At 74.2% G+C, this 19,335-nt stretch carries 11 protein-coding genes; 4 read left to right on the top strand and 7 right to left on the bottom strand.

Features of this window, described 5'->3' with window-relative positions; genetic code table 11:
- Nucleotides 1-49: 49 nt before the first annotated feature.
- On the top strand, nucleotides 50-2,764 hold the full coding sequence (hrpB, locus tag WMF17_RS09245; RefSeq protein ID WP_437648939.1) for an ATP-dependent helicase HrpB: 2,715 nt from the start codon (nucleotides 50-52) through the stop codon (nucleotides 2,762-2,764).
- 34 nt (nucleotides 2,765-2,798) lie between these two features.
- Here the strand turns inward: hrpB and WMF17_RS09240 are convergent, their stop codons facing one another.
- From WMF17_RS09240 to WMF17_RS09230, 3 genes are all read right to left on the bottom strand, one after another.
- Nucleotides 2,799-3,836 carry a hypothetical protein gene (locus WMF17_RS09240; protein ID WP_437601596.1) on the bottom strand — a complete coding sequence of 346 codons (1,038 nt, stop codon included), beginning with the start codon at nucleotides 3,834-3,836 and terminating at the stop codon, nucleotides 2,799-2,801.
- On the bottom strand, nucleotides 3,836-4,930 hold the full coding sequence (locus WMF17_RS09235; RefSeq protein WP_437601595.1) for a bifunctional chorismate mutase/prephenate dehydratase: 1,095 nt from the start codon (nucleotides 4,928-4,930) through the stop codon (nucleotides 3,836-3,838). Before WMF17_RS09235 ends, WMF17_RS09240 begins: the two co-directional genes overlap by 1 nt.
- A gap of 117 nt (nucleotides 4,931-5,047) precedes the next feature.
- Nucleotides 5,048-5,413 (bottom strand): FmdB family zinc ribbon protein, encoded by a 366-nt coding sequence (locus WMF17_RS09230; protein WP_437601594.1) that lies wholly within the window; start codon nucleotides 5,411-5,413, stop codon nucleotides 5,048-5,050.
- Nucleotides 5,414-5,699: 286 nt separating this feature from the next.
- Between WMF17_RS09230 and smc the strand changes: the two genes are divergently transcribed.
- From smc to WMF17_RS09215, 3 genes are all read left to right on the top strand, one after another.
- The gene (smc, locus tag WMF17_RS09225; protein ID WP_437601593.1) at nucleotides 5,700-9,305 is read left to right on the top strand and encodes a chromosome segregation protein SMC; all 3,606 of its coding nucleotides are present in this window, start codon (nucleotides 5,700-5,702) and stop codon (nucleotides 9,303-9,305) included.
- Nucleotides 9,302-9,874 (top strand): hypothetical protein, encoded by a 573-nt coding sequence (locus WMF17_RS09220; protein ID WP_437601592.1) that lies wholly within the window; start codon nucleotides 9,302-9,304, stop codon nucleotides 9,872-9,874. Before smc ends, WMF17_RS09220 begins: the two co-directional genes overlap by 4 nt.
- Nucleotides 9,875-10,060: 186 nt before the next feature.
- A complete protein-coding gene (locus tag WMF17_RS09215) occupies nucleotides 10,061-11,710 on the top strand; it encodes a hybrid sensor histidine kinase/response regulator (protein ID WP_437601591.1) in 1,650 nt (549 codons plus the stop codon).
- A gap of 74 nt (nucleotides 11,711-11,784) precedes the next feature.
- On the opposite strand, the gene WMF17_RS09210 is transcribed toward WMF17_RS09215, so the two are convergent.
- The 4 genes from WMF17_RS09210 to WMF17_RS09195 form a co-directional block, all read right to left on the bottom strand.
- The gene (locus WMF17_RS09210; RefSeq protein WP_437648938.1) at nucleotides 11,785-15,093 is read right to left on the bottom strand and encodes an error-prone DNA polymerase; all 3,309 of its coding nucleotides are present in this window, start codon (nucleotides 15,091-15,093) and stop codon (nucleotides 11,785-11,787) included.
- Complete coding sequence (locus WMF17_RS09205) at nucleotides 15,090-16,976, bottom strand: DinB/UmuC family translesion DNA polymerase (protein WP_437601589.1); 1,887 nt, start codon at nucleotides 16,974-16,976, stop codon at nucleotides 15,090-15,092. Before WMF17_RS09205 ends, WMF17_RS09210 begins: the two co-directional genes overlap by 4 nt.
- A 13-nt stretch (nucleotides 16,977-16,989) precedes the next feature.
- Nucleotides 16,990-17,799, bottom strand: a complete 810-nt coding sequence (locus tag WMF17_RS09200; RefSeq protein ID WP_437648937.1) for a recombinase A — start codon at nucleotides 17,797-17,799, stop codon at nucleotides 16,990-16,992.
- 267 nt (nucleotides 17,800-18,066) lie between these two features.
- On the bottom strand, nucleotides 18,067-19,263 hold the full coding sequence (locus WMF17_RS09195) for a citrate synthase (RefSeq protein ID WP_437601588.1): 1,197 nt from the start codon (nucleotides 19,261-19,263) through the stop codon (nucleotides 18,067-18,069).
- Between the last annotated feature and the right edge of the window lie 72 nt (nucleotides 19,264-19,335).

The raw sequence follows: 19,335 nt of genomic DNA, 5'->3' as shown, positions 1-19,335 counted from the left end.
TTGCTAGGCTCCGGGGCCCCGCGCCGTTCGCGGGGGAAGCGCCGGAGCCATGCAACCGCTGCCGATCGATCCGATCCTCCCCGATCTCTGCTCCACCCTGCGCGCGCGCCCGAGCGTGGTGCTCGAGGCGCCGCCCGGCGCAGGCAAGACGACGCGCGTGCCGCGCGCGCTGCTCGACGCCGGCTTCGCGGAGCGCGGCGAGATCCTGGTGCTCGAACCGCGGCGGCTGGCCGCGCGCCTCTCGGCGCGGCGCGTGGCCGAAGAGCTCGGCGAGCGCGTGGGCGAGACCGTGGGCTACACGATGCGCTTCGAAGAGGCCGCCGGCCCGGCGACGCGGATCCGCTTCGTGACCGAGGGCGTGCTGACGCGGCGGCTCCTGGTCGATCGCGAGCTCCGGGGCGTCAGCGCCGTGGTGCTCGACGAGTTCCACGAGCGGCACCTCGCGGGCGACGTCGCGCTGGCGCTGCTCCGGCGGCTGCAGCGCGGCGCGCGGCCCGATCTCCGCCTCATCGTGATGTCCGCGACGCTCGACGCCGGGCCGATCGCGGCGTTCCTCGGCGCGCCCGAGGCCCCGGCGGCCGGGGCCGTCGACGCCCACGGCGCACCGGCGATCGAGGCCCCGCGCTGCGCGACCCTGCGCGCCGAGGGGCGGATGTTCGACGTCGCGATCGAGCACCTGCCGGCCGCCCGCGCGAGCACGTCGACCCACGCCGCGGGCGACCGCCGCGCTCCGGCGCACTGGGGCGACAGGACGCTCGAGAGCCTGGTCGCCTCGTCGGTGCGTCAGCTCATCGAGGAGGGGCTCGACGGCGACGTGCTGGTGTTCCTGCCAGGCTCCGCGGAGATCCGCCGATCGATGGAGGCGTGCGCGCCCCTCGCGAAGAGCGAGGATCTGCTGCTCCTGCCGCTGCACGGCTCGCTGTCGCCGGCGGAGCAGGACCGCGCGGTGCGCCCCGCGGACCGGCGCAAGATCATCCTCTCGACCAACGTGGCCGAGACCTCCGTGACCATCGATGGCGTCGTGGCGGTCGTCGACAGCGGCCTCGCGCGCGTGGCCGCGTACGCGCCCTGGTCGGGGCTGCCGACGCTCCGCGTCGCGCCCATCGCCCGCGCCTCCGCGGCGCAACGAGCGGGGCGCGCCGGACGGACGCGGCCCGGCCGCTGCCTCCGGCTCTACACGCGCGGAGATCTCGCCGCGCGGCCGGAGCACGAGGCGCCCGAGATCCGCCGGCTCGATCTCGCGGAGACGGTGCTCGATCTCTGCGCCGCGGGCGTCACGGATCTCGAGGGGTTCGGGTGGCTGGAGGCGCCGCCTGCTGCCGGGCTCGCCGCGGCCGAGGCGCTGCTGGTGCGGCTCGGCGCGCTCGACGAGGGGCGGCGCATGACCCCGACCGGCCGGCGAATGCTGCGCTTCCCGGCGCACCCGCGGCAGGCGCGGATGATCGTCGAGGCCGAGCGGCGCGGCGTCGCCGACGACGGGTGCACCCTCGCGGCGCTCGTCGCGGAGCGCGACCTCGGCGCGCCCGCGGGCCCACGCGAGGGCCGCGCGCGGAGGAGCGACGCGCGGCACAGCTCCGATCTGCTCGCCGCGCTCCAGACCTTCGAGGAGGCGGACCGCGCGCGGTTCGCCGCCGACCGCCTGCGGTGGCTGGGCGTCGATCCGGCGCGCACGCTGGCGGTCGAGCGGACGCGCAAGCAGCTCTCGCGGCTCGCCGACCACCGGAGCGCGGCGCCGCCGGAGACGCTGGAGGCGCGCGAGATCGCGCAGCGCATCGCGATCCTCTCCGGCTACCCCGACCGGGTGGGGCGCCTCCGCCGCCCGGCCAACGCTTCGGGGCGGAGCGGGCGCGAGGTCGTGCTCGCCGCCGGCGGGACGGCCGCGCTCTCCGAGGCGAGCGTGATCGACGATGTCGACCTCGTCGTCGCGGTCGACATCGAGGAGCGCAGCGAGGGACGCGCGGCGCGCACGGTCGTCCGGGCGGCGAGCGCGATCGAGGCCGACTGGCTGCTCGACCTCTTCACCGACGCGATCCGGGACTCGACGGAGGCGACGTGGAACGCGGCCGCGGAGCGCGTCGAGGTCGTGCGCCGGCTCTCGTACGACGGGCTCGTGCTCGACGAGGCGCGGCCGGCCGCGGGCGCGGGCGGCCCGCTCTCGGAGGCGGCCGCGCGAGAGCTCGCCGCGCAGGCGAGGGCGAAGGGGTGGCGGGCGTTCGTGAAGGGCGACGCGCTCGCGGGCTGGCTCCTGCGGGTCGCGTTCGTGCGCGCGCACTGCCCGGACGCCGGGCTGCCCGACGTGGGCGACGAGGCGGTGCTCGCCGCGCTCGAGGCGCTCTGCGAAGGGCGCAGGAGCTTCGCAGAGCTCCGCGACGCGGACCTCGCGGGCGCCGTGCACGCCTCGCTGAGCCCCGCGAAGGCGCGGGCGCTCGCCGAGCTCGCCCCCGAGTCGATCGTCCTGCCCGGCGGCCGGCGGGGGCGCCTCGAGTACGTGGCGGGCGCGCCGCCGTCGCTCGCGTCGCGGCTACAGGACTTCTTCGGCATGGCGGAGGGGCCGCGCGTCGCCGGCGGACGGGTGCCCGTGGTGCTGCACCTCTGCGCGCCGAACCAGCGCCCCGTGCAGGTCACGACCGACCTCTCGGGGTTCTGGGCGCGCCATTACCCGGCCATCGCCAAGGAGCTCCGCCGCCGCTACCCGAAGCACGCGTGGCCGGACGACCCCGCGCACGCCGCGCCGCCGTCGCGCGCGCCGCTCCGCAAGGCGTGAATCAGGCGTGAATCAGGCGTGAATCAATCGTGAATCAGCGCACGAGCGCCGCGGTCCTCGCCGTCTCGGCGGCCGTGCGGAGGAGCATGCGCACGATCCCCTCGCCGAGAGGCAGCGTGAACCCGACGTCGCTCTCGCGCTGCGCGACCTGCATCGGGGGGACCGAGCCGTAGCCGAAGCCCCACGACGAGAGCAGGCTCGCGATCCTGGCGATCTGCTCGAGGTTGCGGAGCGCAACGGCGCCGTTCGCCGCGCTCTGCGGGTCCGTGTACGTGAGGGCGCCGGCGAAGTTGACCCCGGGCGGCTGGAAGTTGCCGATGACGCGCACGTACTGGAGGCCCGCGAGGAACGGGAGCTGGCCCGCCGCCGACGCGACCGCGGGCTGGCTCGAGAGGTCGCCGGCCACGGCGAACGACGCGCTCTTCGTACCGAGCAGCTCGACCATCCACGAGGGCACGGAGCGCTGCAGCTTGCTGAAGCGGAGCCGGTCGAGGGCTCGCCGCAGCCCGGTCTCGTTGCCGGTGAGGATCGTGTGCGGCGTGAGCACGACGAACCCGACGTTGCCGGCCGTGAAGAGATCGTTGTCCGCGTAGCGCGTCTTCACGAGCGGCGCGCCGATGACGGTGACCGTCCTGGCGTCGGCGGAGCGGCGGATCGCGTCGACGTCAAAGTTCCCCTGCATGACGGCGCAGAAGTCCGCGCCCTGCATCGCGTAGAGGCCGCCGTAGATCTTCACGACGTCGCGCGCCGGGACGAAGTTCGACTCCGGGCCCAGCGGGAGCAGGTTGGTGATGAGCTGGTTGACCTCGCCCCCCAGGCCGGAGGTGAACATCGCCGCCGCGTCGAGGTAGCCGAGCATCACCACGCCGCTCGGCAGGACGGCCAGGGGATCCCGATCGATCGCCGTCGCGTCGATCTTCTCTCCGCCGACCAGCGCGAGGCTGTCGTCCGCGCCCCCGCATCCGGCGAGCGCCGGGACGGCGGTCGCGGCGATCGCGAGCGCGACCGCCGCGCGGCGCAGGGCGGCGGCGCCCCGGGAATGCAGCAGCATCCGCACCATCGTGTTCGTCATCAAGGTCGCTCGTGCGGCGGGTCGGGGCGCTCCAGCGGGAAGGAGCCGATGATCTTCAGCATCTTGGTCTCGCGCTTCACGCCCTCGAGCGCCGCGACGAGCGCGCGATCGGTCGTGTGGCCGCTGACCTCGACGTAGAAGACGTAGTCCCAGCCCTCGCCGGGGACGGGGCGGGAGTGGACCCGGCGGAGGTTGCAGCTCCGCTCCTTGAAGTGCTGGAGGATGTCGTGGAGCCCGCCGGGGCGGTCGTGGACGCTGAAGAGGATCGCCGTGGCGTCGTGGCCCGAGCGCGGCGCGGGGAGCCGCGACAGCACCGCGTAGCGGATCCGGAGCTCCCCCTCGTCGCCGACGTTCTCGCGGGCGACCCGGAGCTCCTGCGCGCCGGAGAAGCCGCGGGGGACGATGGCGGCGCTGCCCGCGTCCTCGGCCGCGAGATCCCAGGCGGCCTCCGGGCACCGGACGTCGAGCACCAGCGCGCGCGGGTGCTGGAGCTCGAGGTAGTTCACGCAGGCCACGTGGTCCTGCGGCGAGGCGTACACCCGCTCGACGTCGGCGAGGTTGCCGGTCCGGTTCACGAGGTCGAGCGCCTGCACCAGCTGGCGCTCGCCGACCACCTTGAGGTCGGCGCCGCCGATCGCCTGGATGGTCGGGAAGATCGGCCCCTCCTTGAACGACTCGTACGGGACCACGGCGAAGTCCGCGCGCGAGCGCGCGACCTCCTCGATGGAGGCGATGGGGCTGTCCGCGCGGACGAACTCGCCGCCGACCCCGAAGTGATCGTGCGCCGCGGTCCAGCCGTAGTCGCCCTCGGCGCCCAGGTACGCGACCCGGGGCGCGACCTCGAAGGCGCGCGAGGCCGCGTCGATGGCGACGAAGATCCGCCGCACCGCGCGCTGCGGGAACGGCGGCGTCACGGCGCGCTCGAGCGCCTGGATGTGGGCGGCGTCGGCCGTGGGGGCGAACCGGGCCGTGCCCGTCCTCAGCTTGGCAAGCTCGTGCGCGATGCGCGCCCGGCGCTCGACGCTTCGCAGGATTTCTTGATCCAGCTCTGTGAGCTGCCGGCGGAGCTCCTCAAGTCGCTTTCTCTCATCCATCCCGGCCACCCTAGCACCGCCCCCGGCGCACGTGGACACGCAGCGCTCCGGGCGCAACGCCACGGCGCCACGCCGCGCGCGGCGGGTCACACCTCGTCGCGGCTCGCCGGGGTGGCGTCAGGCCGCCGCGGAGGCGGAACCGGAAGCGGAACCGGACGAGGCGCCGGTGTCGCTCTTGGTGCTGTCGCTCGTCGTCGAGGAGCTGCCCGAGCCGGCGTCGGAGCCCGTCCCCGCAGATCCTGCAGATCCTGAGGAGCTGCCCGTGTCGCTCTCCGACTTCGCGGGCGGCTTGTTCGAGCCCGAGGCATAGAGGTCGGAGTACCAGCCGCTGCCCTTGAGAATGAAGCCCGTGCCGCGCGAAATCTGCCGCCGGGCCGTCGCGTTGTGGCACGACGGGCAATCGGAAAGCGCCGCCTCTTTGATGGACTGCTCGGCCTCCCATTCATGCGCGCAAGATGTGCAGGCGTACTCGTAAGTGGGCATGGCGTTTCTACTCCTCAGAACAATGCGAGGGATATGGCCATGTTAGCCACCTGTCAAGGCGGCTGCCAAGAGCGGTCGTTGCGTTTCCGACACACATCGATACGCACACGCGCCGCCGCCACGCCCTGAGCTGGGCAAGACCTGGTCCTCCATGTGCGCGTGAGGAGGCGGGATCCGGTCTTGCCGCGCGGCACCAGCCCACGTAGACCCTGGGGAAAGCCAGATGTGACGGTACGTGGCGTGCTGTGACGATACGTTAAGCTCGCCTGGCCGGTCCGGGGATGTCATGCGCATTCGGAAGCTCGAGATCAGCGGGTTCAAATCGTTCGTCGACCGGACGGTGGTCCATTTCGACACGGACGTGGTGGGCATCGTCGGTCCGAACGGCTGTGGCAAGTCCAACATCGTCGACGCGATCCGGTGGGCCATCGGCGAGCAGAGCGCGAAGCACCTGCGCGGTAAGTCGATGTCGGACGTCATCTTCAACGGCTCCGAGACCCGCGCGCAGCACGGGATGGCCGAGGTGACGCTCACCTTCGACAACAGCGAGCCGACGGGGGCGTCGCAGCTCCCGCTGGAGTACCGGGACTACGCCGAGATCGCGGTGACGCGCCGGCTCTTCCGCGACGGGACGAGCGAGTACCTCATCAACAAGACCCAGGTCCGGCTCAAGGACGTGACGGACCTCTTCCTCGGCACCGGCGTCGGGACGAAGGCCTACTCCATCATCGAGCAGGGCAAGATCGGGCTCATCGTCTCGGCGCGCCCGGAGGACCGGCGGATGCTCATCGAGGAGGCCGCCGGCATCACGAAGTACAAGGCCAGGAAGAAGCAGGCCGAGCAGAAGATGGACCAGACGCGGCAGAACCTGCTCCGCGTGGGGGACATCGTCTCCGAGATCCAGCGGAACCTCGCGTCCCTGAAGCGCCAGGCCGCGAAGGCCGAGCGGTACGTGAACTACCGCAAGGAGCTCGAGGACCTCGTGCTCCACGAGGCGTCGCACAAGCTCCTCGAGATCACGGTGCTCACGCAGCGCGAGTCGATCGGCAGGGCCGAGCACGCCGAGCGCGAGCAGGCGGCCCGGACCGCGCTCGCCGCGCGCGAGGCCGAGATCGAGGTCACCCGGCTCGAGGCCCTCTCGTGCGAGGAGCGGGCCGAGCGGGCGCAGAACGAGGCGTTCGCGGCCGACAACCAGGTGCGCACCCACGAGGCCGAGATCGCGCGGGCGCGCGACCGGATGCGGCACCTGGAAGAGCGGCTCGTCACCGCGGCCAAGGAGCAGGGAGAGCTCGAGAAGACGGTCGCGGAGCTCACGGCCGAGAAGGAGCAGCTCGAGGCGCAGCTCGCCGGCGTCGACGAAGAGGAGGCGCGCGAGAGCGAGCTCGCGCTCGAGCAGCACGAGCGGCTCGAGGAGCTGCGGCACGGCGAGCGCACCGCCGAGCACGAGGTCGCCGCGCTGCGCCGGCGGGCCGCCGAGGCCACCGCGGCGGTCGCGGCCGCCGAGGCGTCGCTCGCCGGGTTCGACCGGCGCATGACGGAGATGAGCCAGCGGCGCGCGAAGCTCGAGGACGAGATCGGCCGGCTGATGTACGAGTCGGAGGAGCTCGAGCGGCGGCGCTCGTCGCTGACGCGGAACGTGGCCGAGCTCGCCGACGGGAAGCGGATCTCGGCGGAGGAGCGATCGCGCCTCGACGTCGAGATGAAGGCGCTGCGGGAGCAGGCGGTCGCGAGCGATCGCGCCGTGGAGCACGCGAAGAACGAGCTCGGGCAGCGGCGCAACCGCCTCCGCGCGCTCGAGGAGCTGCACGCGCGGCTGGAGGGCGTCGGCGCCGGGGTGAAGAACCTCCTCAAGACAAAGGATCCGGCGCTGCTCGGGCTCGTGGCCGACCGGATCGAGGCGCCGGCCGAGCTGACCGCGGCCTTCGCGGGGCTGCTCGGCGACCGGCTGCAGTGCGCGGTCGTGAGCGACGTCGAGCGCGGGATCGCGCTGCTCGCCGATCTGTCGAAGAACAACCGCGGGCGGGCCAGCGTGATCGCGGCGCGGCCTTCGTTCGTGGCCGGCGCCGCGCGGCGGCCACCCCGCGGCGAGGGGGTGCTCGGGCCGCTCGTGGACCGGCTCGTCTTCGCACCCGAGGACGAGGCGCTGGCGCGCGCGCTCGTGGGGGACGCGGTGGTCGTCGCGTCCGCCGAGGTGGCGGCGCGGCTCGCGGCCGAGGGCGCGGGGTGCACGCTCGTGACGCTCGACGGCACGGTCCTCCGCGAGGACGGCGTGGTGAGCGGCGGCTCGGGCGACGCTGTCGCGGCCGGGATGATCGAGCAGAAGCGGGAGATGCGCGCGCTGCACGAGTTCGTCGCGACCAAGTCGGAGGAGGTGACGGCGCTGCTCGACGCGCAGCAGAAGCTCCGCCTGCGGATCACCGAGGTGGGGACGGCGCTGGAGCGGGCGCGGAGCGAGGCGCACGAGGGAGAGCTCGCGCTCGTGACGGCCGAGAAGGACCTCCGCCGCGCGGAGGAGCAGCTCGCCGCGGCGCAGAAGCGCGAGGGCGTGGTGCGATCCGAGCTCGAGGACCTCGCGGACAACCTCGACGCCGGCGGGAGCGAGCAGCAGGCGGCGCGCGACAAGCTCGCGGCCGGGCGCGCGGCGCGCGAGGCGGCGGCGGCGGGCCTCGATCACGCCGAGCAGGTGGCGGCCGAGTGGCGCGAGCGCGTGCTCGGGCAGCAGTCGGTCGTGACCGAGCGGAAGGTGAAGCTCGCGCGCGTGCGCGAGCGCGCCGCGGCGGCGCGGGGCACGGTCGAGCGGCTCACGCGGTCGTGCACCGAGCTCCGGGGCCGGATCGCCCGGCTCGACCAGGAGCGGACGGAGAGCGCGGTCTCCGCCGGGAAGGCCGCGGCGACGATCGTCATCGCGCGCGAGGCGCTGGTCTGCGCCGTCGCCGACGCGCACGCGGCGCAGACCACGCTGACCGAGGCGCGGCGCGCGCTGGACGAGGCGCGGCAGGCGCACGCGGGGCGCGAGGCCGACCTGCGCGGGCTGCGCCAGGAGCTCGCCGCGGTGTCGGAGCAGCTCCGCAAGCACGAGCTCGCGCTGGAGCGGCTGCGCGTCGAGCACAACCACCTCATCGAGGGGGTGCGCGAGCGCTTCCGCGGGCTGGAGCTCGCCCGCGTCGTCGGCGACTACCACAAGCGGCCGCCGGTCGACGCCTCGCACCGCTCGCGCATCCAGGAGCTGACGGAGCTGCTCGACCGCATGGGCCCCGTCAACCTGGACGCCGTGCGCGAGCACGCCGAGGCCGAGGAGCGGTACACGTACTACTCGACCCAGAAGGCCGACCTCGAGAAGGCGATCGACGACCTCGAGAAGGCGATCGCCCAGATGAACCGCGAGTCGAAGCGGCTCTTCAAGACGACGTACGACGGCATCAACGCGCGCTTCAAGGCGCTCTTCCCCAAGATGTTCCGCGGCGGCCAGGCGGAGCTCAGGCTGACGAACCCCGACGACATGCTGGAGACGGGGATCGAGATCCTGGCGCAGCCGCCGGGGAAGAAGCTCGGGAACATCGAGCTCATGAGCGGCGGCGAGAAGGCGCTCACCGCCGTGTCGCTCATCTTCGCGATCTTCCAGTTCAAGCCGTCGCCCTTCTGCATCCTCGACGAGGTCGACGCGCCGCTCGATGAGGCGAACGTGACCCGCTACAACGAGGCCATCCGGAGCATGACGAGCCACTCGCAGTTCATCCTCATCACGCACATCAAGCGCACGATGCAGTCGGTCGACGTGCTCTACGGCGTGACGATGCAGGAGCCCGGCGTGTCGAAGCTCGTCAGCGTGCGGATCAACGAGACGGCGAAGCGCCCGGAGCGCGAGGCGGCGCCGGCGGCGGCGGTGGCGTGAGCGCGGGGCCTGGCTCGGGCGGGGCGGCCGGGCGGCGCCTGTCGCGCGGCGCCTCGGGGCTCCGGCACCTCCGCTGGGCCCGCGAGGTGCTGGCCACGCTCGAGGCCCACGTCGAGCACAACCCGGCGCTCGACGACGCCGATCGCGAGGCGCTGCGGGGCGAGGCGCGCGCGCTCGCGGCGGCGGTGCAGGCCCTCAGCGGGACCGTGAAGCCGTACCGGGATTTCCTCGAGCGGACGCGGGTGCGCTACCGCGGGCGCGTGCGCGTAACGGAGCACCTGGTCCGGGCCTCCGGCGCGGGCGGCGCGGACGAGGCGGCGCGCGCCCGCCTCGCGGAAGCGCTGGCGGAGCTCGCCGCGATCGAGGAGACGCAGCGCCGGCCGCTCAGGGCGGAGCTCTCGGCGGAGATCGATCGGCTCCGCGAGGCGATGGCGCGGATGGACGCGCGCCTCGCGGAGCGGCTCTCCGGGGAGCTCGTCGAGAGCCTGTACCCGCCGCTCACGGACGGCGCGTCGAGGGTCGCCGACGATGGCGATCCGGACGACGACGCGACGGCGAGCCCTCGCTAGCGTCGCGCGACCGGCGAGCCGACCGCAGGGGCCGCGACAGGGGCCAGCCAATCGCCGGGCGAACGGCGCGAAAGGAGCCAGCGACGCGGCAAGGTGCGCGGCAGGCGCCGGGGGAGGGATCACCATGCCTGCACGCCGGGATGGAGATGCGGTAAAGGGTTTACGAAGGACACGGAGAGGACGTCGATGGGCTGCGCGGAGTCGGTCGCCTTCCTGCTTCTCCGCGGGCGCGCCGCGGCGAGCGAGCGATTCGAAGCGCTGATCCGACGCCATGTGCCGGACGTCGCCGTCGTCTCCGATCCCGAGCGCGCGCTGGAGCGGTGCCTGGGCGAGCCGCCGCTGACGCTCGCCGTCGACTGGAGCGACCCGGCCGGCGCCGCGGCGTTCTGCGGCCGCGTGCGGGCGCAGCCCGGCGGCGAGGCGGTGTTCCTCCTCGCGATGACCGAGCGCGACGCGGATCTCGATGGGATCCTCGCGGCGGGCACGAGCGATTTCCTGCTCGTGGGCAACGAGGGCGCGGGCGCTCGGGCGCGGCTCGCCGTCGCCCGAGAGCGCGCCGCGCGCGACGCCGCCGCGCGCCACGCGCTCGCGCAGACGCAGGCCCGCCTCGTCCTCGCCGGCCGCATGGCGAGCGTCGGCACGCTCGCCGCCGGGGTCGCCCACGAGATCAACAACCCCCTCGCGTTCGTCATCGCGAACGTCGACGCGACCCTCCGGCGCATCGGCTCGATGGAGCGGCGGAGCAGCGCTCCGCGCAGCGGACCGTGGGCTCGCCCTCACGCCGACGGCCGCGGGACATCGAGCGAGCTCTCCGAGGTGCTGAGCCTCCTGGAGGACGCCCGCGAGGGCGCAGAGCGGGTGCGGCTCATCGTGCGCGATCTCCACAGCTTCTCGCGCGCCGAAGAGGACCGCCGCGGGCCGGTCGACCCCCGGCGGGTGCTCGACTCCTGCGTTCACATGGCGATGAACGAGATCCGGCACCGCGCCCGCGTCGTCCGGAGCTTCCAGGACGTGCCGCCCGTCGAGGCGAACGAGCCGCGGCTCGCGCAGGTCTTCCTGAACCTCATCGTGAACGCCGCGCAGGCCATCCCCGAAGGGCTCGCCGAGCAGAACGTGATCGAGCTCTCGACGCGCTGCGATGCCGCCGGGTGGGTCGTCGTCGAGGTGCGCGACACCGGCGCCGGGATCGCGCCCGGATCGCTCGGGCGGATCTTCGAGCCGTTCTACACGAGCAAGGGAGCGGGCGAAGGGCTCGGCCTCGGGCTCGCGATCTGCCACGCCATCGTCGCGGCGCTGAGGGGTCGGATCGAGGTGGAGAGCCGCCATGGCGAGGGGAGCACGTTCCGCGTCATCCTCCCCGCCGCCACGGCCAGCGAGGCGCGCGCCCCGGCGGCCGCCGGCTCCGGTGCGCCGAGCGGGCGGCGCGAGAGCGGCAGGCCCGCCGCGGCCGCGCCGGAGGCGGCGCCGCGACAGCGGGTCCTCATCATCGACGATGAGCCGATGCTCACGCGCGCCATCGCGGGGACGCTCGAGCCGCGGCACGAGACGACCGCCACCGCGAGCGCGCGCGACGCGCTCACCCGGATCCGCGCCGGGGAGCGCTACGACGCCATCCTGTGCGACCTCATGATGCCCGATATGACGGGGATGGATTTCTACGCATCGCTCGCCGAGCACGCACCCGAGCAGCAGCGCCGCGTCGTGTTCCTGACCGGCGGCGCCTTCACGGAGCGCAGCAAGGCGTTCCTGCAGCAGGTCAACGCCCGGCTGCTCCTGAAGCCGTTCGACGCTGCGACGCTGCTCTCGCTTGTCGACGAGGTCGTCGCCGCGCCCTGACGCGCGCTGGGCGCCTCACGCGCCGCCGACCGCTCGTCCTGCGCCCTCCGGGGGGGCACGCCTTCTTCGCGCCCTCAGTGATAGTCGCGCGATCGGAGCGTGACCTCCTCGCCGCTCGGCAGCTCCAGCCGTTCCAGCTCGCGCGCGACCACGTGGATCACCTCCCCCTGCCGCTCGACCCGCCCGGCGACGAGCAAGAGCGCGGCGTGCCGCGCCACCTGATGGTGATCTGCGAAGACCTGCTTCTGGACGATGACGTTGACCACGCCGGTCTCGTCCTCGAGCGTCACGAACGTCACGCCGCTCGCGGTCGCCGGCCGCTGGCGGCCGACCACCATCCCGGCGACCCGCACGCTCTCCCCGTTGCGCGCCGCCTTGATCTCCTCGGCGGTCCGCACGCGCCCGGCCCCGCGCCGCCGCTTGAGCGCCGGCCGCAGGTGCCGCATCGGGTGGTCGTGCAGCGACAGGCCCACGCGCCCGTAATCCAGCGCGAGCTGCTCCAGCGGCCTGAGCGGCGGAAGCCCGACGTCCCTGTCCCGCTCGATCGGCACCCCCTCGAACAACCCCTCCACGCGGGGCGCGCGCGCCCGCCAGAGCGCCTCTCTCCGGGCGGGCACCAGCGCGGCGAGCGCGCCCGCTTCGGCGAGCGCTTCCACCTCGTTCTTCTTCAGCTCTGCGCGCATCACGAGATCCGGGAGGCTCGTGAACGGCGCCTCCTCTCGCGCGGCCACGATCGCGGCCCCAGCCGCCTCCCCGAGCCCCTTCACGAGGCGCATGCCGAGCCGCAGCGCCGGCCCCGCCGAGGGCTCGGCGCCGGGCTCGAGGGTCGCGTCCCACGCGCTCTGCACCACGCACACCGGCCGCACGTCGACGCCGTGCCGCTGCGCGTCCTGCACAAGCGCCGATGGGCTGTAGAACCCCATCGGCTGCGCGTTGAGCAGCGCGCAGGTGAACGCCACCGGGTGGTGCACCTTGAGCCAGGCCGACGCGTACACGAGCAGCGCGAAGCTCGCCGCGTGCGACTCCGGGAAGCCGTACTCGCCGAAGCCCTGGATCTGCTGGTAGAGCATCTCCCCGAACCTCGCCGAGATCCCCCGCTCGGCGAAGCCCTGGATGAGCCGCCCGCGGTGCCGCTCCAGGCGCCCGTGCTTCTTCCACGCCGCCATGTCGCGGCGCAGCTGATCGGCCTCGCCCGGCGTGTAGCCCGCGCCGACCATCGCGATCTGCATCACCTGCTCCTGGAAGAGCGGCACGCCGAGCGTGCGCTCCAGGATAGGGTCCAGGCACGGGTGCGGAGACACCGGCGGCTCCTGCCCCGTCCGCCGGCGCAGGTAGGGGTGCACCATCCCGCCCTGGATGGGCCCGGGACGCACGATCGCCACCTCGATCACCAGATCGTAGAATTTGCTCGGCTTCAGTCGCGGGAGCATCGCCATCTGGGCGCGGCTCTCTATCTGGAACACCCCCACCGTGTCGGCCCGGCCGATCGCCTCGTAGACGGCCGGGTCCTCCGGCGGGATCTGCGCGAGCGCCGCGATCGGATCGAACGCGGCGCCCCGGCCTGCACGGACCGAGAGATCCGCGGATGCAGGGTCACGAGCCGCGCCGACCGAGAGCCCCGCGGACGCGGGGTCACGAGCCGCATGAGCCGAGGGGCCCGCGAGCTCGGCGTACCGATCCGCGTGGATCAACGCGAGCGCCTTGCGGATCGCCGTCAGCATGCCGAGGGCCAGGACGTCGATCTTGAAGAAGCCGAGGTCGTCGAGGTCGTCCTTGTCCCACGGGATCACCGTGCGGCCCTCCATCCGCGCAGGCTCGACCGGGGCCACCTTGTGCAGCGGCTCCGACGACAGCACGAAGCCGCCGACGTGGATCGAGAGGTGGCGCGGGAAGCCCTCCAGCGCGCTCGCCATCAGGACGGTTTGCCGGACGCGCACGTCGTCCGGATCGAGGCCCGCCTCGCTCACCCGCTGCTCGGTGATGTCCGCCTCGTGGTGGAGCACGAGGCCGCTCAGCCTGTCGACCTGATCCGCCGAGAAACCGAACGCCTTGCCCACCTCGCGCAGCGCGCTCTTGCCGCGGTAGGCGATCACCTCCGAGACCATCGCCGCCCGGTCGCGGCCGTACATCTCGTAGATCGCCTGGATCACCTCCTCCCGGCGCTCGTGCTCGAAATCGACGTCGATGTCCGGCGGCTCGTTGCGCTCCTCCGACAGGAAGCGCTCGAAGAGCAGGTTGGACCGGGCCGGATCCACCGCCGTCACGCCGAGCACGAAGCACACCGCGCTGTTCGCCGCGCTCCCGCGGCCCTGGCAGAGGATCTGCCGCGCGCGGGCGATCTTCACGACCTGCTGCACGCTGAGGAAGTAGGGGGCCACGCCGAGCTTCGCGATCAGGGCGAGCTCCTTCTCGATCTGCGCGCGCACCTGCGGCGGCGTCCCCTCCGGGTAGCGATCGCGGCAGCCCTCCTCGGTGAGGCGGCGCAGCGCCTGATCCGACGTCTCCCCCGGCATGCAGAGGGCGTCGCTCGGGAAGCTGTAGCGGAGCTCGGCCAGCGAGAAGCGGCAGCGGGACGCGACCTCCACCGTGCGCGCGACCCAGGCCGGATGATCGCGGAACAGCGCCGCCATCTGCGCGCCGGACCGCACGTACGCCTCCGCGTTCGGCGCGATCCGCGTCCCGGCTTGATCGAGCGTGGCCTTGGTCCGGATGCACGTGAGCACGTCGGCGAGCGGCTTGCGCGACGGGTGATGGTAGAGCGGGCGCGCGGTCGGCACCACGCAGGGGCCGTAGCGCCGCTCCGCCGCGAGGGCCGCCGCGATGCGCTCGCCGTCGCGGCGGTCGAGGTGCTTCCAGGTCGCGACGAGCGCGCGCTCGCCGAACGCGTCGCGCAGCGCGCCGATGAGCGCGCCGGAGACGGCCGCGGGCACGAGCGGATCGAGCGGCACGATCGCGGAGAGGCCCCGCGGCGCCGCCGCGATCGCCTCCGCCGAGAGGCTCGCCGTACCCTTCTCGCAATCGGCGTGCGCGATCGTGAGCAGCCGGCAGAGGTTCGCGTAACCCTCGCTGTCCTCGACCAGGAGGACCACCGAGGGCTGGACCTCCGGCGCGCGCTCGGCGCGCGGCGCGACGCGCTCGACCGCCGAGCGCGGCGCGCCGATCGTCAGCTCGGCCCCGACGATCACGCGCTGCTCGATCTTCTTCGCCGCCGTGTGCGCGCGGACGCTGCCGTAGAGCCCGTCGCGATCGCAGAGCGCGAGCGCCTCGAGGCCGATCTCCTTGGCGCGGTGCACGAGCTCCTCGGGGTGCGAGGCGCCCTCGAGGAACGAGAAGCAGGAGCGGCCGCACAGCTCCGCGAACGGCACCGAGGCGCCGGCGCTCACTCGCACCACCCCTGCAGGAAGGCCTCGCCCGTCGCGCGGTCGACGTAGATCCACGCCTCACCGCAGGAGCTCGCGCTCGCGCCGTCGCGGAGAGGACGCAGCTCGCCGAGGCGCGCCGGGGCGGCCCTGCCGGACGGAGAGCCCGAGACCAGCCAGGCGCGCGCGTAATCGCGCGAGGCCGGCGTGGGCGTCCACCACTCCACCGCGTCGATCCGCATCACGAAGGAGAGCCGCTCGATCGCGTAGAGGTGCCGGTCGACCGCCACGATCGCCCCGCGCCCCACGCGGCCGAGCGGGATCGGCTGCGCGAGGAGCCGCGCGGGCTCCGGCGCCGGCGCGTCGGCGCCCTCCACGCGCTCGCCCGCGGCCGCCCCCTGCTCCGCCGCGGCCCGATCCGCCGCGGCGCGCGCGCGGGCCGCGGCGGACGCGCGCGCCGTGGCCGCCTCGTCCGCGACCGGCACGAGCCGCGAGCGCGCCTCGGGGCGGTGCGCGTCGGCGATCTCCAGGACGCCCACCCGCTCCGCGCCGATCTCGGCCGAGAGCTCGGCCAGGAGCGCCGGCAGGCTGTCCGGATCGACCGACCGATCGCGCGACAGATCGAGCTGCACCCGGCGGGCGCGCGCGATGCGGGAGGCGATGAGGTGGACCCCCACCGCGGGCGCCGCGAGCTCGATCCGATCGAGCTTCGCCCTGAGCGGGCGGAGCAGGTCGCCCGCGTCCGAGAGGGGCACCGGCATGTCGACGTGGAAGCGCAGCGAAGGGCCGCGCGCCTCGTCTTCCAGGAGCGCGGCGACGTCGTCCTCGCGATCACCGAGGCGGAGCCGCGCGATCGAGCGATCGTAGGCGATCGCCACGTTGAGCCGACCGCACGCCTCGCCGCGCGCGGCGAGCCGCGACGCGATCCGCGACGTCATGCCGCGCAGCACGAACAGGAGCGACTCGGCGCTCTCGACCGGCTCGTCGAAGAGCACCTCCTCCTCGATCAACCGGGGCACCTCGTACGGCAGGAGCGGCACGGGATCGCGGCCGGCGAGGAGCTCCATCACCTCGGCCGTCCGCGGGCCCAGCCGCGCCGCCGCCTGCGCCCGCGGCAGGCGCGCGAGATCCTCGACGCGGAGCACGCCGAGCCGGACGAGGAAGCTCGCCACCTCGCGCTCGACCGGGAGCGCCTGCACCGGCAGGGGCCCGATCGCCTGCGCCCCCTTGCCCGGCGGCGCGATCGGCGCCTCCGCCCCTGCCCCGCCGTCCGCGTGCGCGCCGAAGCGCGCCAGCGCCTGCGCGAGCCGCGGCCCGTCGGCGATCGCGAGCCGCGCCCGGTGGCCGAGCGCCGCCACGCGCTCGCCGAGATCGCCGAGCAGCGCCTCCTCGCCGCCGACGAGGTGCGACGCCCCGGTGATGTCGAGCCACACCGTGTCGTACGGGCCGTCGCCCCAGGGGCTCCGCGCCGCGCTCGCGGCGCGCTCACCAGCGCGGCCCGCCCGCGACGCCCCCGCGCGCGCCGCAGCGCCCTGCTCGCCGAGCTGGATCGCCGCCGTCGCCCCGAGCCCGAGCGCCACCTCGGCGACCCGGCCGAGCGCCGCGTCCATCTCGGTGAACGTCACCCGGTGGATCGCGAGGTGCGCGACCAGCGCCGCCGCCTCGACGACCTTCTGCCCCGGCCTCACCCCGTACCGCCTCGCCTCGTCGTCGACGACGTCGAGCACCGCTACCGGCGCCGCCGGCTCGCGCTCGGACCGCGCGCCGAGCGCCGCCCGGCGCTCCTCCTCGCCCCCGATGATCACCGCGAGCGGCGCCTTCCCGCTCGGTGAGACCGGTCCACGCTGCTTCACCAGCTCGCACGCGAGCTGCGGGAGCACGATCGCCACAATGCGCCTCGTCGCCATCGCCTCTCCTCCCTCACGCCCGCGACAGCGCGGGCCGCGCCTCGCTTCCCGCCGCCCGCTCCGCCTTCTCCCGCGATCGATCCCCGAGCACCACCGGTGTCGGCGAGGTCACGCGCCCGCGGCGATCCTTTGCGACGCGGACCATCAACCGCCCCTCGGCGACCTGCTCGAGCTCCAGCCGCATCGCGACCGGCAGCGGCATCGGCCGCGCCGCCTGGCGATCGGTGAGGAGCAGGATCGTCCCGTCGCTCCCCTCGGTCGCCAGGGCGAGCTTGCGCACCACGTTGACCCATCGCGCGAGGTCCTCCTCGCGGCGCCCCGCCGCGGGCGCGCCCCGCTCCCCTTTCCCCGCGCCCTGACCGAAGGCCCCCGGGACCCCGGCCACGTCGATCACGAGCACCGCGAACGCCCGGCTCATCGCCATCCGGACCGCGACCTTGGCGAGCATCTCCACGGGGGGCCGCGCCACGAGCAGCCGGCTCAGGTCGACCCCCGCGCGCGCGACCGCCGGCGCGAAGAGCGAGCCGCTCGGGTCGATCCACGCGCACCACGCGCCCGCCGTCGCGCTCGTCCCGCGCAGCCGCGCCTCCACCTGCGCCGACGCGCACGCAGAGAGGGCGAGCGAGGTGGAGCGCCCCAGCCCCCGCGGCGCGGCGAGCTCCACGACCCCCCCGCGCGGAAGGCCCCCTTCCGGGAGCGCTTCGTTGATTTCCTGTATACTGAGCGGCAGCGTCTTGGCGCGCGCTTCGAACTCGGGGAGGGTGTGGCGCAGGAGGTCCCGGGCGAGAGGAGCGGCAAGAGCGGCGGGCGACATACTGAACATGGTAACAGTGACCTCGCGAAGCCGCCAACTTTGCTGGACGAACAAAGTCCTACCTGTGCCCGTCGTGTTCCACTTTCTCCCTTCCAGGACGGCGGAATGCCCTCGTCGGCGATCTGTGATCGGCAGGGTGACAGGACGACGGGGATGAGGGGAATGCCCGTCTGGGTTCTTCAATAAGTTCGGCTCGCGGCCTGTCGACCTGGGGACCGTCGAGGGCCGGCGCGGCGCTCCTGTTGGCGCGCTGGCGGAGCATCTGCCGCTTCGGCGTCAATGCGGCGGAGCGGCCGCTCCGGGGACAGCGGCCGCATCGGGGGCGTCCCCGATGTAACGGGAGCTCGGCCGGATGAGGCGCCCCGCGCGCCGCTGCTCGTCGATGTGGGCGCACCAGCCGGCGACCCTGCCCACCGCGAAGGTCGGCGAGAAGAGCGCGCGCGGCAGCCCGAGCGCGTCGAGCAGCACCGCCGTGTAGAACTCGACGTTCGCGCGCAGCGGGCGATCCGGGTGCCGCGCGCGGAGGGCCGCCTCCGCCGCCCGCTCGACCGCGCGCGCCAGCGCGAGCCGGGCGCCTCGCGCCCCGCCGGCCGTCCGCTCGAGCCGCTCGATCGCCCGCTCGAGCACCGCCGCCCGCGGATCCCTCACCCGGTAGATCCGGTGCCCCATGCCCATGATCCGCCGCCCCGCCGCGAGCTCCGCCTGGATCCAGCGCTCGGCGCTGCCCGGGGACGGCGCGCCGCCCTCGCCCGCCGCCCCGATGGCGTCGAGCATGTCGAGCACCGGCCCCGGCGCGCCGCCGTGGAGCGGCCCCTTCAGCGCGCCGATCGCCGCGACCACCGCCGAGATCGCGTCCGACCCCGTCGAGGTGACCACGCGCGCGGCGAAGGTGGACGCGTTCATGCCGTGGTCCGAGACCGTCACGAGGTAGGTATCGAGCTCGCGCGCCTCGGCCTCGCTCGCCGCCGCGCCGCGCACCATGCGCAGGTAGTCGGCCGAGAGCCGGAGCGCCGGATCGGGCGCGACCGGCGCCTCGCCCGCGCAGCGCCGCGACCAGGCCGCCGCGAACGTCGCGACCGCCCCGGCGATCGCCGCGGGCGGGGCGTCGCCCCGGTGGTGCGCGACCGCGGCGCGGAGCGCGTCCATGCCGTCGCCCGCGTCGAGCGCGTCCCCGAGCCGCCCGAGCAGCGCGAAGGCCCGCGTCCGCCCCTCGGCGATCGCTCTCCGGAGCGACTCGCGCGCAGGCGCCGACGGCAACGCGCCGCCCCAGAGCAGCCCGCACGCGTCCTCGAAGGTCACCCCGCCGTCGCCGGCGAGCGCCTCGACGTCGTGGCCGGCGAGGGTGAGCCTCCCCCGCTCCCCGTCCACCTCCGAGAGCCGCGTCTCCGCCACCACAACACCCTCCAGGCCGCTCGCGAGCGGCGCCGCCATGTCCCTCATTCCGATCACCTCCACCGAGGACATGTTGGGCATCGCATGAAGTTGATCAACCTTGATTGTACAATCAACCATGCACGCTATCGGAGTGCGTCGAGGATGCCGCCG

Origin of the sequence: Sorangium sp. So ce362, assembly GCF_051519845.1 — a bacterium.
GTDB lineage: Bacteria > Myxococcota_A > Polyangia > Polyangiales > Polyangiaceae > Sorangium.
This window is presented reverse-complemented; position numbering and strand designations above follow the sequence as displayed.